Annotated in this window: 13 protein-coding genes; 3 read left to right on the top strand and 10 right to left on the bottom strand. The window is 74.4% G+C overall.

The features are described 5' to 3' along the window. Window positions 1–16 precede the first annotated feature (16 nt). Complete coding sequence (locus tag ACFE60_RS05085) at window positions 17–670, top strand: response regulator (RefSeq protein ID WP_375387758.1); 654 nt, start codon at window positions 17–19, stop codon at window positions 668–670. Between the two features lie 158 nt (window positions 671–828). On the opposite strand, the gene ACFE60_RS05080 is transcribed toward ACFE60_RS05085, so the two are convergent. The 6 genes from ACFE60_RS05080 to ACFE60_RS05055 are packed head-to-tail and all read right to left on the bottom strand — an operon-like array spanning window position 829 to window position 7,064. Beyond that, on the bottom strand, window positions 829–2,079 hold the full coding sequence (locus tag ACFE60_RS05080) for an MFS transporter (protein WP_375387757.1): 1,251 nt from the start codon (window positions 2,077–2,079) through the stop codon (window positions 829–831). Window positions 2,080–2,089: 10 nt separating this feature from the next. Continuing rightward, window positions 2,090–3,334, bottom strand: a complete 1,245-nt coding sequence (locus tag ACFE60_RS05075) for a glycosyltransferase 87 family protein (protein WP_375387756.1) — start codon at window positions 3,332–3,334, stop codon at window positions 2,090–2,092. A 19-nt stretch (window positions 3,335–3,353) separates the two neighbouring features. Beyond that, a complete protein-coding gene (locus tag ACFE60_RS05070) occupies window positions 3,354–4,895 on the bottom strand; it encodes an FAD-dependent oxidoreductase (RefSeq protein ID WP_375387755.1) in 1,542 nt (513 codons plus the stop codon). Beyond that, window positions 4,892–5,761, bottom strand: a complete 870-nt coding sequence (locus ACFE60_RS05065; RefSeq protein ID WP_375387754.1) for an FAD:protein FMN transferase — start codon at window positions 5,759–5,761, stop codon at window positions 4,892–4,894. Before ACFE60_RS05065 ends, ACFE60_RS05070 begins: the two co-directional genes overlap by 4 nt. Next, window positions 5,761–6,174: a hypothetical protein gene (locus ACFE60_RS05060; protein WP_375387753.1), complete on the bottom strand. Its 414-nt coding sequence runs from the start codon at window positions 6,172–6,174 to the stop codon at window positions 5,761–5,763. Before ACFE60_RS05060 ends, ACFE60_RS05065 begins: the two co-directional genes overlap by 1 nt. Continuing rightward, window positions 6,171–7,064, bottom strand: coding sequence for an NAD(P)H-hydrate dehydratase (locus tag ACFE60_RS05055; protein ID WP_375387752.1), 894 nt, complete (start codon window positions 7,062–7,064; stop codon window positions 6,171–6,173). Before ACFE60_RS05055 ends, ACFE60_RS05060 begins: the two co-directional genes overlap by 4 nt. 36 nt (window positions 7,065–7,100) lie before the next feature. Here ACFE60_RS05055 and ACFE60_RS05050 point away from each other — a divergent pair, with 36 nt between their 5' ends. Then, complete coding sequence (locus ACFE60_RS05050) at window positions 7,101–7,715, top strand: HAD-IA family hydrolase (protein WP_375387751.1); 615 nt, start codon at window positions 7,101–7,103, stop codon at window positions 7,713–7,715. A 65-nt stretch (window positions 7,716–7,780) separates the two neighbouring features. On the opposite strand, the gene ACFE60_RS05045 is transcribed toward ACFE60_RS05050, so the two are convergent. From ACFE60_RS05045 to ACFE60_RS05030, 4 genes are all read right to left on the bottom strand, one after another. Beyond that, the gene (locus tag ACFE60_RS05045) at window positions 7,781–8,719 is read right to left on the bottom strand and encodes a hypothetical protein (protein WP_375387750.1); all 939 of its coding nucleotides are present in this window, start codon (window positions 8,717–8,719) and stop codon (window positions 7,781–7,783) included. Between the two features lie 232 nt (window positions 8,720–8,951). After that, the gene (locus ACFE60_RS05040) at window positions 8,952–9,986 is read right to left on the bottom strand and encodes a hemolysin family protein (protein WP_375387749.1); all 1,035 of its coding nucleotides are present in this window, start codon (window positions 9,984–9,986) and stop codon (window positions 8,952–8,954) included. After that, window positions 9,983–11,302, bottom strand: a complete 1,320-nt coding sequence (locus tag ACFE60_RS05035) for a hemolysin family protein (RefSeq protein WP_375387748.1) — start codon at window positions 11,300–11,302, stop codon at window positions 9,983–9,985. The genes ACFE60_RS05040 and ACFE60_RS05035 overlap by 4 nt, the downstream gene beginning before the upstream one ends. A gap of 56 nt (window positions 11,303–11,358) precedes the next feature. Beyond that, window positions 11,359–12,804, bottom strand: a complete 1,446-nt coding sequence (locus tag ACFE60_RS05030; protein ID WP_375387747.1) for a GuaB1 family IMP dehydrogenase-related protein — start codon at window positions 12,802–12,804, stop codon at window positions 11,359–11,361. Between the two features lie 95 nt (window positions 12,805–12,899). Here ACFE60_RS05030 and ACFE60_RS05025 point away from each other — a divergent pair. Continuing rightward, on the top strand, window positions 12,900–14,526 hold a 1,627-nt coding region (locus ACFE60_RS05025), incomplete at its 3' end, for a 2-oxo acid dehydrogenase subunit E2 (protein ID WP_375387777.1).

Here is a 14,526-nt window from a genome sequence, read left to right as displayed (position 1 = left end):
ACCGGAGACCGAACCTATGACCACCGGCCGCCCGATCCGTCTGGCCCTCGTCGACGACCACAAGATGCTGCTCGGCGCACTCACGGAGTGGATCCGCAGCGCCGCGGACGACATCGAGCTCGTCATCGCCGTGACCAGCTACCCCGAGCTCCTGTCGCACCCGGAGTTCCCCGTCGACGTCGCCCTCATGGACGTCGACCTGAAGGACGGCATGCCCCTCGCGGTGCGCCTGGCGCAGATCAAGCCGACCGGCGTGAAGTCGGTCCTGATGTCGAGCTACTCGGAGCCGCAGCGGGTCCGGGAGGCGCTCGCCTCCGGCGCGCTCGGCTACGTGCCGAAGAGCGAGGACGTCGCGATGATCATCAAGGCGATCCGCGCCGCGGCCCGCGGCGAGTCCTACATCTCCGCGGAGCTCGACCTCGCGATCAACTCCGGCGACATCGGCGGCTCGCCGAAGCTGTCCGCGCAGGAGCGCCGCGTGATGGCGCTCTACGGCGGCGGCGAGCCCGTCAAGACGGTCGCCTACGAGCTGGGCATCTCGGAGGAGACCGCCAAGTCGTACCTGAAGCGCATCCGGGAGAAGTACCGCGTCGCGGGCTTCGACGTCGGCACCAAGGTCGCCCTGCGCAAGCGCGCGATCCAGGACGGCATCCTGCTCCAGACCGACTAGCCACGCGCGTCCGACGGCCGGCTCTCCTTCGGGAGGGCCGGCCGTTCTGCGTTTCAGGAGCCCTTGAGCAGGCTGCTCGCACTCCGGCAGGCTGCTGAGGCGTGCTGCGGCCTGCTGAAGCGCGCGCAGCCTGCTGCAGTGCTCGGGTCAGCGGGCGATCAGGCCTCGGGGCCGGCGAGCCCGGGACGGGAGAGGGTGCCTCGGGAGGCGCGGGTCTCGACCGCGAACGCGACGCCAGCGAGCACCAGGCCGAGCGCGGTCAGCCCCACGCCGACCGCGATCGGCGACAGGTAGCCGAGGCCCGCGGCGATCGCCACCGCGCCGAGCGCCGCGCCGAGCGAGTTCCCGATGTTCAGCGCCGAGTGCGTCGACGCCGCCGCGATCGTCGTCGAGCCCTTCGCCACGTCCATCAGCCGCACCTGGATCGCGGGGCTGAGCGCCGCGGAGAAGAACCCGATCAGCAGCACGCCCGTGAACAGCCCCGCCGGGCTGCGCGCCCAGATCAGCAGGACGACGAGCGACAGCAGCACGCCGACGAAGCACACGAGCACCGCGCGCCGCACGCCGCGGTCGACGAACCAGCCGCCGGCGAGGTTGCCGATCGTCATGCCGACGCCGAACACGACGAGGACGACCGGCACCGTGCCGGCCGCCAGGCCCGTCACGTCGGTGGTGATCGGCGCGATGTACGTGTAGGCGGAGAACAGGCCGCCGAACCCGATCGCGCCGAGCGCGACCGCGAACCAGACCTGGCCGCGGGCGAACGCGCGCAGCTCGCTGCGCACGGTCGCGGTGCGGTCCCCCGGCCCGTGCGGCAGAGCGACGAGCACCGCGACGAACGTCAGCGCGAACGCGGCGGCGACGACGAGGTAGGCGGTGCGCCACCCTGCGGCCTGGCCGACTGCGGTGATGACGGGCACCCCGAGCACGTTGGCGATGGTCAGGCCGGCGAGCACGAAGGCGGCCGCGCGGCCGCGCGCCCCCGGCCCGAGCAGCTCGGAGGCGGCGAGGGTCGCGACTCCGAAGTAGGCGCCGTGCGGCAGGCCCGCGACGAACCGCGCCGCGACGACGAGGCCGAAGCCGGGCAGCACCGCGGTGGCGGCCGTCGCGGCGACGAGCGCGACCAGGAGGCCGAGCAGCAGCGTCTTGCGCGGCAGCCTGGCGCCGAGCGCGGCGATCGCCGGCGCCCCGACCACGACGCCCGCCGCGTACGCGGAGACCATCACGCCCGCCTGCGCGACGGCGTCCGACTGCGAGCGCGCCCAGGCGTCCGGCAGCAGCTCCCGCGCGATGTCGGGCAGCAGGCCGAGCGCGACGAACTCGGTCGACCCGATGGCGAAGCCGCCGAGCGCCAGCGCCACGAGGGCCAGCGCGACGGTGGCGCGGGAGTGCTGCACCGATCCCGCCATCGCCCCGAGTCTAGGCGGGGGCGGCGACGGCCCTGCTCATGACCGCAGCCGGCATGGAGCGCAGGGCCACGAGGCACCAGCCGAGCAGCACGAGCTCGATCGCGTTCCGCAGGGTGAGCACGCCGATCACCAGCGGCGCCGGGCTCGTGACGCCGTCGTACCACCACGGGTAGATCAGCTGCGTCAGCGCGGCGGCGGCGAGCACGAGCCCGGCGGGGACGGCGAACCGCCGGCCGCTCGCGAGCAGCCCGAGCAGGACGGGCGCGACGTACCAGGTCAGGTACTGCGGCGACCCGACCTTGTTCAGCGCGATGATCGCGGAGACGAACCCCAGCGCGGTCACCGCGAGCACCGCCTCCGGCGCCGCGCCCCGCCTGCGGGCCAGCAGCGCGAGCAGCACGACGGCGAGCACACCGATCGCGAGCACGGGCGTCATCAGCGCGGCGACCGCCTGCACCCCGCCGCCGCGCAGCTGGTAGGTGAGGATGTCGGTGTCGTAGTAGACGGTCACGCCCGGATCGCCGAGCGCCGCGGACCAGAGCCACGGCAGCGCGACCGGCGCCTCCACCTGCAGGCCGCGCGTCGCCTGCGCCGACACGAAGGAGAGCACGGAGCCGCGAGCGCCGGCGAGCAGCGCGATGCCGATCACGACGGCGGAGGTGATCGCCGCGGCGCCGATCGTGGAGACCGCCCGGCGCAGCGCGATGAGCATCGCGGCGACGACCGCGGCAGGCCACACCTTCACCCAGGCGGCCAGCGTGAGCAGCGCCGCGGCAACGGCCGGGCGTCGCGCGACCTGCAGCACCGCGACGACGGCGACCGGCAGCGCCACCGCGTCGATGCGCGACGGCGCCACCGGCCCGAGCAGCGCCGTGAACCCGAGCCACCACCACGCCGGTGCGCGACCGCGCCGGGCCAGCAACACCAGCGCGACCGCGTCGAGCACCGCGACCATCACCAGCCAGACGAGCAGGTACGGGCCGTCGCCGAGGATCCCGGCGAGCAGCATCGGCGGCAGCGCGCCGATCGGGTAGACCCAGTCGGTGTCGATGCCGACGAGGACGCCGGTGGTGTGCCAGTAGTCGACCCAGAACCGGTAGACGCCGGTCACGTCGCCCGCCGGCTGCGTCGGCCGCCCGCCGACCACCGGGTCGACGATGCACAGCCAGCCGAGGACGAGGTGCACGACCAGGAAGCCCGCCGCGAGGAGCGTCCAGTCCCGCGCCGACCGCGCCGGTGGCCAGGGCTGCGTCACGCGACCGACCGTAGCGGGCTCAGTACCCGGAGAACGCGTCGGTCCGTATCCGCCGGACGCCGGCGCCCGCGAGCACGGACCGCGCCAGGGCGAGGAACCGCGGCGAGCCGGACACGTACGCCGTCCGGCCGGCCGGGTCGGGCAGCACCGATGTCACCGCGGCGGCGTCGAACGCGCCGGCGACGTGCCACTGCTCCGGCACGTCCCGCACGGCTGCCGGGTCCGGGCACACGAGCAGGACCCGGACGCCGGTCGCCGCCAGCTCGGCGCGGTACGGGATCTCGTCCGCGGACGGCACGCGGTCGACGAGCAGCACGTCCCGCGGGCGCGCGCCTGCGGCGACCTCGGCCGCCTCCTGCCGCAGCTGGCTGACGAAGGGGGTGATCCCGATCCCGCTCGCCACCAGGACCAGCGGCACCGTCCGGTCGTCCGGCAGCGTGAACCCGCCCGTCACGGTCACGGCCCGCGCCGCCCCATCGACCGGCAGGGCGGCCAGCGCCCGCTTGAACGAGCTCGCCGGCGTGCGCTCGCGGACGGCGACGCGGACCGTGCCGTCCTCCTCCCCTGGCGCCGACACGATCGTGAGGCTCCGCCTGACCCCGCGCAGGTCGCTGCCGCGATGCGGCACCTGCAGCTCGAGGAACTGGCCGGCCCGCTGCCGCAGCGGCCGGTCGGGCCGGAACGCGTACTCCACCGTGGTCGGCGTCAGCCGCCTCGAGCCCGCGAGGCGCAGCCCCGCCGCGACCGGGCGGGCCGCCAGCACCGCGAAGACGTTCCCGATCAGCAGCGCGAGCTCCGGCGTCGGCCGCAGGGTGAGCAGCGACACGGGAGCGACGTAGGGCACGACGAGCAGCACCGCGACCAGCACCGCCTCCGCGTACCGCTGGCCGCGTCGCGGCGGCAGCGTGATCGGCTCCGTGAACATCACGGTCGCGAGGAGCAGCAGCGGCGTGGAGGGGAGGTAGGCGAGCGCGGTGGGCAGGTCGGCGCCCGTCGCCTCGAGCGCCCCGACCTGCACGACCGCGCCGGCGACGACCAGCACGGCGACCGGGCCGGCGAGCCGCGTGCGCACCGCGATCAGCACGCCGGAGACGAGCAGCAGCGGCAGCAGCCCGGGCGTCGCGACCCACCAGGCGGATCCCGTGAGCCCGGTCAGGCCGACGACGACCAGGCCGGTCGCCGCCGGGTTCAGCACGTGGCGGCCGCCGATGCGGATCAGGTACTTGGACGCGTTCGCGACCAGGGCGGCGGCCGCGACGAGCAGCAGGCCGGAGGCGGTGAGCACCGGGAAGACGACGAGGAACAGGATCAGCCCGGTGACCAGCGCGGACTCGCCGACGGGCGCGGCCCGGGCGAGCGCGGCCATGGCCCGGTCGCCGAGCCAGGAGGCGGCGACCGCGACGACGAGGGTCGCGGCCAGCGCCGCGACCGGGTAGCGCAGGACGCCGGCGAGGGACAGCAGCAGGGAGGCGACCGAGACGACGGCCAGCAGCACGAGGACGAGCCGCAGCATCGGCACCCGCCCGAGCGCGGCGTCGAGCCGTCCGGCGGCCCGCCTCACCGGAACACCTCGCCGGGCAGGTCGGGCGACCAGTCGGCGACGCCGTCGGTCCGCATCCGCACGTAGCGGAAGTCGTGGTGCGCCGCGAGGCGCTCGGGCGGCGCGAGGAACAGCGCCGTCGCGAGGGCGTCGGCGAGCATCGCCGTCCCGGCGAGGACCCAGGTCGCCGCGACGGTCTCGACCGGCACGCCGGTGCGGGCGTCGAGCACGTGGTGCAGGCGGCGCGCGCCCTCCACCGACCAGTCCCGGCGGTTCACCGCGGACCCGGCGATCGCGGCGTCCCGGACCTCGACGACGCCGATCGCGGCGGACGCGTCGAAGGGGTGCTCGAGGGCGACGCGGAGCGGCGCCCCGCGCACGGCGAGGTCGCCGCTCGCGTCGACGACCGCCTCCTGGTGGCCGGCGGCGACCACCTCCGCGAGGACGAGGTCGACCAGCTGGCCCTTGCCGGCGCTGCCGACGTCGAGCAGCGCGGGCGGCACCGTCCGCACGGTCGTGCCGTCGACGACGACCTCCGCGCGGGGCGCAGGGCGGTAGCCGTCGGCCGCGGCGAGCCCGCCGGCGCCGTCGTAGCCGAGGTGCGCCAGCGACGCGGCGACCAGCGGGTCGACGGCGCCGTCGGTCGCCGCGCGCAGCCCGTCGAGCAGCCCGAGCAGCGGCGGGGCGGTGGGGCCGAGGTCGACGGCGTCGCCGCGGGCGATCCGCGCCACCCCGGAGTCGTCCCGGAACCGCGACCAGGTCGCGTCGTAGTCCGCGATCACGGTGGCGACGCGGTCGGCGAGCGCCGCCTCCATCGGCCGCGCCGTGGTGATCGTCCACCGCGTCCCGATGGCGTCGAAGACCACGCGGGTGCCGGCGGCCGCCATCAGGCGGCGTCGGCGCGGATCTTCTCGACCGCCGCGTCGAAGCCCTGCCCCGTGAGGGACGAGCCGCTGACCGCGCCGACGTCGAGCGTCGCGAGCGGCTTGCCGACCACCTCCGCCGAGATGCCGGAGGCGAACGCGACCTGGTACTGCTGCGAGTTCGGCGAGCCGCCGGACCCCTGCACGCTGACCGCCGTGACGGTGCCCTTCTCGACGGTCAGGGTCACCTCGATCGACTCCTGGCCGCCCGGCGTCGTGTAGGCGCCGGTCTCGGTCCAGGTGCCGGAGGCGTCGGCGAGCGCCGACGAGTCCACCGTCTCGCCTGCCGCGGACTCGCTCGAGCAGGAGGCGAGGCCGCCGACGGCGGCTGCGGCGAGGGCGGCGGCCGCGACGACGCGGGTGGCGGTGGTGGTCACGGGGTCGACGGTACCGACGGGCCGGAAGCGGCCCCTCTCCGCCCGCTATGGATCCGCTCTGCGGCGGCGAGCAGCCTCCTGATCACCGCGGGGACGGCCTCGGCGACGTCGAGCGCCTGGATCGGGCCGCCGCCGGAGGCGATGCGGCCGGCGTCCCCGTGGATCCACGCGGCGGCTGCGGCGAGGTCGCCGAGCAGCGCGGGCGACTCGGCGATCGCGGGGCCGTGCGTGGCGAGCAGGGCGCCGAGCACGCCGCCGAGCACGTCGCCGGAGCCGGCGGTCGCCAGCCACGGCTGTCCGGCCCGCACCCGGAAGCGCAGCCCGGAGGCGTCGGCGACGATCGTCGTCGCCCCCTTCAGCAGGACCGTGACCCCGGTCTCGCGGGCGGCGCGGACCGCCCAGCGCTCCGGGTCCGCGGCGACGTCGTCCTTCGTCGCGGTCACGCCTGCCGCCCGAAGCACCGGCAGCAGCTCGCCGAAGTGGGGGGTGAGCACGACCGGCCCGGACGCCTCCGGCACCAGGTCCAGCGCCCCGGCGTCGAGCACGGTCGGCAGCGCCTGGCCCAGCAGCCCGAGGAGGCGCTCGCGCTCGGCGGGGTCGCGGTCCGGCGCGGTGCCCGAGCCGATCAGCCACGCCTGCACCCGGCCGTCCGAGGTCACCACCTCCGGCCGGCGCGCCAGCACCAGCGCGGCGGGCCGCTCAGGGCCGAGGTAGCGGATCATGCCGACACCGGTGCGCGACGCGGCCTCGACCCCGAGCACCGCGGCGCCCGGGTACTGCTCCGATCCGGTCACGACGCCGAGCACGCCCCTGGCGTACTTGTCGTCCGATGCCGTGGGCACCGCGATCGCGCGCGCCGCCTGCTCGCCCGTGTAGTCCGCACCCGTCACGCCGGTCAGCGTGCCACCCGTGGCTACGGTGATCCGGTGAGCATCTCCCTGCCGGGCCGCACCGTCGTGTTCGACTACGGCGAGGTGATCTCCTTCTCCCAGTCGCCGGAGGACCGCGCTGCGCTGGTCGCGGCGGCCGGCGTCCCGGCGGACGACTTCTGGCGGGCGTACCAGGCGGACCGCGACGGGCTCGACCAGGGCCTGATCGCGACGGCCGACTACTGGATCGGCATCGGCGCCGCCTGCGGGCAGCGCTGGGACGTCCCGATGGCGCAGCGGATGTGGGCGCTCGACTTCCGCAGCTGGACCTCCGCGGACCCGGAGGTGGTGCGCGTGCTGACCGACCTGGTCGACGGCGGCACCCGCATCGCGCTGCTGTCGAACGCCGCAGCCGACTACGGCGCCGCGTTCCGCTTCTCCCCGATGGGCGCCCTGTTCGAGCGCGTCTTCGTCTCCGCCGAGCTGCTGCTGCTGAAGCCGGACCCCGCGATCTACCGGTACGTCGCCGAGGCGCTCGGCGTCGAGCCGGCCGCGATGGCGTTCATCGACAACCGCGAGGCGAACGTCCGCGGCGCGGAGTCGATCGGCATCGCCGGCCACGTCTACACGGATCCGGCCGCGCTCCGCGGCTTCCTGGCGTCCCTCGCCTAGCGCCGATACACGCGTGTGCACCACCTGCGGACGTGTGCATCCGCTAGAGCAGCGGCACACGTCCGTCAGAGCAGCACGAAGTGACGGGGCCGCACGCCGGCCCCGGCGAGGATCGGGCGAAGGAGGTCCACGCTCCTGGCCTCCCGCCAGCCGAACCGTGCGAGCCCGGCGAGATGGCGCCGCGCCTCGTCCTCGCGCAGCTTCTCCCGGTAGAGGACCTCGTTCGCTTCGCCCTTCGTGAACCGCGGGTCGAAGTACTTCACCCGACCGTCGAACTCCGCGCCCACGTTGACGGATGGGAAGAAGAAGTCGAGTCGTGCGATCAGGACTCCGTCGACCCGGAGCAGCCGCCACTGCAGCAGGGGCGGCTCGACGCCCATGCGGTGCATCGTGTGGCGCCCGAGGGACTCGCCCGGTGACTCCGCGTCGCCATCGGCGAACTCGACGACCTCGGCCGCGCGGACCGCCCCCTTTCGCCCAGGGACCGCGGCGAGTGCCTCCCGCAGCATCTCCTTGCCCCCGACCAGGCCGGAGTGGAGGGCGGCGTCGGCCAGGACGAGCCCGTCGTCGAACCCGCTGGCGCAGGCGACGTCGACGACGGTTCGCGCCGGCGAGGTGCAGCGCAGGCCGTCGACCTCGACGACGTCCGATCCAGGGAGCGCGAGGAGATGCACCGACGCGCCCGTCCGACTCCGCGCCGACCGCGACCCTGTAATCGTGTGCACGACGCCCAGATGGTCTCCGAGGAACGGGAGGTCCTCGGCGACGGCGGCCGACCAGTGCGAGAACACCGGCGGTTCCAAGCAGGTGGCGGCGTAGCCCGCCATCCGGACGCGGTGCTGCTCAGTAGGCGGCAGCGCGTCGAAGCGGACGCGATCGACGTAGACGCCACGGAACAAACGGCGCCGGAGGCCCCGCTCGACGTCCCGCGCGAGAGAGCGCAGCTCCCCACCGCCCAGCGCGGTCTGCATCACGACGATCAGGTCGACGTCCCATCGGTCCATGGCGGAAGCGTCGCCGACGGCTCCCGCCCTCGAGCTCTGATCCGACTCCGGGGCCCAGAACGGCCGCCAGCACGACCTGGGGAGGAGGGGCGCGCCGCCTCACCAGCACGAGGCGGCGCCCGCGCGACGCACGTGCCGCACCCCTGGACATGGTTCGGCGCCGCAGCGGCAGCACGTGTCCGCCGGCACGGCACATACGGGTCAGCGCGGCACGCGGGTCGGCGTCCCTCGCCTAGCGCCGGGTCGCGTCCTGGACCTCGCCCACCAGCTCCTCGATGACGTCCTCGAGGAACAGGACGCCCTGCGTCGTGCCGTCCTGGTCGACGACCTTCGCGAGGTGCTGCCGGCCGCGCCGCAGCGCCGCGAGCGCGTCCTCCAGCTCCGTCCCCGCCAGGACGCTGGTCAGCCGCCGGACGAGCTTGCCGGGGATCGGGCGCGCGACCTCCGCCTCGGCCACCTCCAGCACGTCCTTCAGGTGGAGGTAGCCGGTCGGCTCCCCCGCCGCGTCCACCAGGATGTAGCGCGAGAAGCCGCTCTGCGCGACCGCCCGCTCGAGGTCCAGCGGGGTCGCGCGCTCGGGCAGCGACACGATCTCGCGCATCGGCACGGCGACCTCGGCGACCTGCTTCTCCGTGAAGTCGAACGCGGCCGTGAGCGTGCCGGAGGTGCCGTCGAGGGTGCCCTCGCGGCGCGAGGTGGCGACGATCGTCTCGACCTCGTCGATCGTGAAGGTGCTGCTCGCCTCGTCCTTCGGCTCGACCCCGACGAGCCGGACGAGCGCGTTCGTCACCCCGTTCAGCGCGAGGATCAGCGGCCGGAACACCCGCTCCACGAACACGAGCGGCGTCGCCAGCAGCAGCACGGCGCGGTCCGGCAGCGAGAACGCGAGGTTCTTCGGCACCATCTCGCCGAAGATCACGTGCAGGAACGTGACGAGCAGCAGCGTCACCACGAACGCGACGACGCCGAGCGCCTCCTCCGGCAGCCCGGTGAGGTGCAGCGGGACCTCGAGCAGGTGGTGGATGGCCGGCTCGCTGACGTTCAGGATCAGCAGCGACGCGACCGTGATGCCCAGCTGGGTGGTGGAGAGCATCAGGGTCGCGTGCTCCATCGCGCCGAGCGCGACCCGGGCCGAGCGCTTCCCCTGCTCCGCGAGCGGCTCGATCTGGGAGCGGCGGGCCGAGATCACGGCGAACTCGCTCGCGACGAAGAACGCGTTCACGATCAGCAGCACGACCAGCCAGCCGATGCCGGTCCAGTCGCTCATGGCGCGACCACCGCGTCGGGATCCGCGCGGAAGCGGAGGCGGTCGATGCGGCGGCCCTCGAGCCGCAGCACCTCGAGGCTGCCCTGCTCGGTGGTGACCGCGTCGCCGACCTGCGGCAGCCGGCCGAGCTCGGTGACCACGAAGCCCGCGACCGTCTCGTACAGCCCGGACTCCGGCACCTTCACCCCCGCCTGGTCGAGCAGCTCGTCCGGCCGGAGGATGCCGGGGAACGTCAGCGAGTCGAGGCCGCGCACGATGCCCGCGCGGGTGCGGTCGTGCTCGTCGACGAGGTCGCCCACCAGCTCCTCCACGCAGTCCTCGAGCGTGGCGACCCCGGCGGTGCCGCCGTACTCGTCGAGCACGACGGCCATCTGGTAGCCGCGGCCGCGCAGCTCGCCGAGCAGCGCGTCGAGGGTCATCGTCTCCGGCACCCGCAGCGCCTCCGTCTCGATCGCGCCGACCGGCACGTCCGCCCGGCGGTCGCGCGGCACGGCCATCGCCTGCTTCACGTGCACGAGCGCGACGACGTCGTCCACCCCGTCCTCGCCGATCACCGGGAAGCGGGAGAAGCCGGTCCTGCCGGCCTGCCGCAGCACGTCGGCGGCGGAGGCGGACCGCGCGATCGTGGACAGCCGCGGCCGGGGCGTCATCACGTCGGCGGCGGTGTGGCCGGAGAAGTTCAGGGTGCGCTCGAGCAGGGTCGCCGTCTCGCTGTCGAGGACCCCCTCCATCGCGCTGCGGCGGACGAGGGAGGAGAGCTCCTCGGCGGTGCGGGCGCCGGAGAGCTCCTCCTTCGGCTCGACGCCGATCAGCCGCAGCACCCGGTTCGCGGTGCCGTTCAGCAGCCGGACCGCCGGCCGGAACACCATGGTGAAGCCGGACTGGAACGGCATCACCGTCTTCGCGACCCGGATCGGCAGCGCGAGCGCGAGGTTCTTCGGCAGCAGCTCGCCCAGGATCATGCTGATCACGGTCGCGATCAGCAGCCCGAGCACCACGCCGATCGGGGTGACCAGCTGCTCCGGCACCCCGAGCGCCGTCAGCGGCGCGCCGATGAACGCCGAGAGGGCCGGCTCGAAGGTGTAGCCGGCCAGCAGCGTGGTGAGGGTGATGCCCAGCTGGGCGCTCGAGAGGTGCGTCGAGGTGATCCTGAGCGCCGCGATGGTGCGGTCGAGGCCCGCCTCCCCGCCGCGCCGCCGCGCCTCGAGGTCGGACCTGTCGAGGTTCACGAGCGCGAACTCGGCCGCGACGAAGAGGCCCGTCCCGAACGTGAGGACCACGCCGAACGCGAGCAGGAGCAGGTCGAACCAGAGCATCTAGGCGACCGGCGGGGTGGGCGAGCAGTCGTCCATCAGGCCGTCGAGTGTACCGGCTACCAGCCCACCGGCAGCGGCTTGCCCTCCTCGTAGCCGGCGGCGGACTGCACGCCGACGACCGCGCGCTCGCGGAAGGCCACCGGATCGGCGGCTCCCGCGTAGGTGAAGGAGGACCGCACGCCCGTGGTGATGATGTCGAGCAGGTCCTCGAGGCCGGGTCGGAGGGGGTCGAGCACGATCCGGGAGGAGGAGATCCCCTCCGCGAACAGCTGCTTCCGCGCGAGGTCCCACGGGTCGCGCCCGCCGAACCGGGCGCTCACCGCCTTCGCCGACGCCATCCCCCAGCTCTGCTTGAAGAGGGTGCCGTCGTCCCCGCGCTCGATCGCGCCGGGCGCCTCGATCGTGCCCGCGAACCAGGAGCCGATCATCACCGAGCCGGCGCCGGCCGCGAGCGCGAGCGCCACGTCGCGCGGGTACCGCACGCCGCCGTCTGCCCAGACGTGCGCGCCGAGCTGATGGGCCGCGTCGGCCGTCTCGAGCACCGCGGAGAACTGCGGCCGGCCGACCGCCGTCATCATCCGGGTGGTGCACATGGCCCCCGGCCCGACGCCGACCTTGACGATGGAGGCCCCGGCGCGCACGAGGTCGCGGGTCGCCTCAGCGGTGACGACGTTGCCCGCCACGATCGGGAGCCCGAGCCCCAGCCCGGCGACCGCCTCCAGCGCGCGGAGCATCCCCTCCTGGTGGCCGTGGGCGGTGTCGAGCACCAGCACGTCGACGCCGAGGTCCGCCAGCTCGCGCGCCCGGCGGGCGACGTCGCCGGTGATGCCGATGGCCGCCGCGACCCGGAGCCGGCCGCCCGCGTCGAGCGCGGGCGAGTACACCGCCTGCCGGACGGCGCTGCGCGCGCTCGCCGTGCCGACCAGCACGCCGCCGTCGAGCACGGGCACGAACCCCGTCGCGGCGTCGGCGACCCCCTCGAGCGCCGTGAAGACGGCGTGCGGATCGCTCACCGCGGCGTCCAGGGTCGGCTGCGAGCCGGCCACCAGCCCCCGCAGCGGGGTCGCGGGATCCGCCGCCCAGACCGCCTCCGCGTCGACGACGCCGACGAGCTCGCCCCCCGCGTCCACGAGCACGACCCCGCGGTCCCTGCCGCCGGTGACGAGGGCCCGCGCCTCACCCGCCGGCGCGTCCGGCGCCAGCACCACCGGCGAGTCCCACCGGGGCGACTGCGCCTTCACCCAAGCGACCGCCTCCGCCAGCTCGCCCGGCGCCAGGTCCTGCGGCAGCACGGCGAGCCCGCCGCGCCGGGCCAGGGTGGCGGCCAGGCGGGGTCCGGTCACGGAGCTCATGTTCGCTGCGACGACCGGGATGGTCGCGCCGGTGCCGTCGTCGGGGGCGAGGGAGACGTCGAGCCGGCTCGACACGCCCGACCGCGCGGGCGCGAGGAAGACGTCGGAGTAGGTCAGGTCGTAGGCGGGCGGGGCGCTGAGGAAACGCATGTCCGGAACGGTATCCACGTGTCCTGCCGCAGGTCCGACCGGCGTACCCTCGGACCGGGCGACTGAGGGAGCGATCGAGAGTGGGCGAAGAGCCGGTGTCGAACCAGCTGACCGGGACGGATGACGGGGAGGCGCCCGAGTTCGGCGCCAACGAGTGGCTCGTGGACGAGCTGTACGAGCGGTACCTCGTGGACAAGGACTCCGTCGACCGGGCCTGGTGGCCCGTGCTGCAGGACTACCACCGGGTCGACGCGGACTCGGTGCTGCAGCCGCACGAGCTGCCGGCGCCCGGCAGCGACGCCCCGCCGCAGCCCACGGCCGAGGCCGAGCCGCGGGACGAGCCGGCCGCCACCGCTGCCCCGGCGACCGCCCCCGCCGCGGCCCACGCGCCTGCCCCTGCCCCTGCCCCTGCGGCGAAGACCCCGGCCAAGCCGGTCGCCGCCAAGCCCATCCCCGCCGACGCGCCCGCGCAGCGGGTGCAGTCCGGCGCCGCCAGCGACGACGTGGTCACCCCGCTGCGCGGCATGGCGAAGACGCTCGCGACGAACATGGACGCCTCGCTGTCGATCCCGACGGCGACCAGCGTGCGGACGATCCCGGCGAAGCTGATGATCGACAACCGCATCGTCATCAACAACCACCTCCGCCGGGCGCGAGGCGGCAAGGTCAGCTTCACGCACATGATCGGCTGGGCGCTGGTCAAGGCGCTGATGGAGTTCCCGAGCCAGAACGTGCACTACGCGGAGATCGACGGCAAGCCGTCGGTCGTGCAGCCCGGCCACATCAACCTCGGCCTCGCCATCGACGTCCCGAAGCCCGACGGCACGAGGGCGCTGCTCGTCCCCTCCATCAAGCGGGCCGAGACGATGCACTTCGCGGAGTTCGTCGCGGCCTACGACGACCTCGTCCGCAAGGCGCGTGCGAACAAGCTGACCGTCGACGACTTCGGCGGCACCACGATCTCGCTCACGAACCCGGGCGGCATCGGCACGGTCCACTCGGTGCCGCGGCTGACGCTCGGCCAGGGCGCGATCGTCGGCGCCGGCGCGCTCGAGTACCCGGCGCAGTTCCAGGGCTCCAGCGAGAAGACGCTGATCGACCTCGGCATCTCGAAGACGCTGACGCTCACCTCGACGTACGACCACCGCGTCATCCAGGGCGCCGGGTCGGGCGAGTTCCTGAAGATCGTGCACCAGCTGCTGATCGGCGAGCAGCACTTCTACGAGGAGATCTTCGCCGCGCTGCGCGTCCCCTCCGACCCGATCCACTGGGCGCAGGACATCAACGTCGACCTCGCGGACCACGTGTCCAAGACCGCGCGGGTGCAGGAGCTGATCAACGCCTACCGGGTGCGCGGCCACCTGCTCGCCGACGTCGACCCGCTCGTCTACCAGCAGCGGATGCACCCCGACCTCGACGTGCGCACCCACGGCCTGACGTTCTGGGACCTCGACCGCGACTTCGTGGTCGGCGGCTTCGCCGGCAAGCGCTCGATGCTGCTGCGCGAGGTGCTCGGCCAGCTGCGCGACAGCTACTGCCGCACGGTCGGCATCGAGTACATGCACATCCAGGACCCGGGCCAGCGGGTCTGGTTCCAGGAGAACCTCGAGCGCCCGTACGCCAAGCCGACGCACTCGGAGCAGATGCGCATCCTCGGCAAGCTGAACCAGGCGGCGGCGTTCGAGACCTTCCTGCAGACGAAGTACGTCGGCCAGAAGCGGT

Source organism: uncultured Amnibacterium sp., from assembly GCF_964245895.1.
Classification (GTDB): Bacteria; Actinomycetota; Actinomycetes; order Actinomycetales; family Microbacteriaceae; genus Amnibacterium.
Note: the sequence above shows the minus strand (reverse complement) of the source record. Positions and strands in the feature narration are given on the sequence as shown.

What these genes read in the sequence shown, in the direction of transcription:
- ACFE60_RS05085 (WP_375387758.1), top strand. Translation starts at nt 17, where the DNA reads ATGACCACCGGCCGCCCGATCCGTCTGGCCCTCGTCGACGACCACAAG.
- ACFE60_RS05080 (WP_375387757.1), bottom strand. Translation starts at nt 2,079, where the DNA reads ATGGCGGGATCGGTGCAGCACTCCCGCGCCACCGTCGCGCTGGCCCTC.
- ACFE60_RS05065 (WP_375387754.1), bottom strand. Translation starts at nt 5,761, where the DNA reads ATGGCGGCCGCCGGCACCCGCGTGGTCTTCGACGCCATCGGGACGCGG.
- ACFE60_RS05045 (WP_375387750.1), bottom strand. Translation starts at nt 8,719, where the DNA reads ATGGACCGATGGGACGTCGACCTGATCGTCGTGATGCAGACCGCGCTG.
- ACFE60_RS05040 (WP_375387749.1), bottom strand. Translation starts at nt 9,986, where the DNA reads ATGAGCGACTGGACCGGCATCGGCTGGCTGGTCGTGCTGCTGATCGTG.
- ACFE60_RS05035 (WP_375387748.1), bottom strand. Translation starts at nt 11,302, where the DNA reads ATGCTCTGGTTCGACCTGCTCCTGCTCGCGTTCGGCGTGGTCCTCACG.
- ACFE60_RS05030 (WP_375387747.1), bottom strand. Translation starts at nt 12,804, where the DNA reads ATGCGTTTCCTCAGCGCCCCGCCCGCCTACGACCTGACCTACTCCGAC.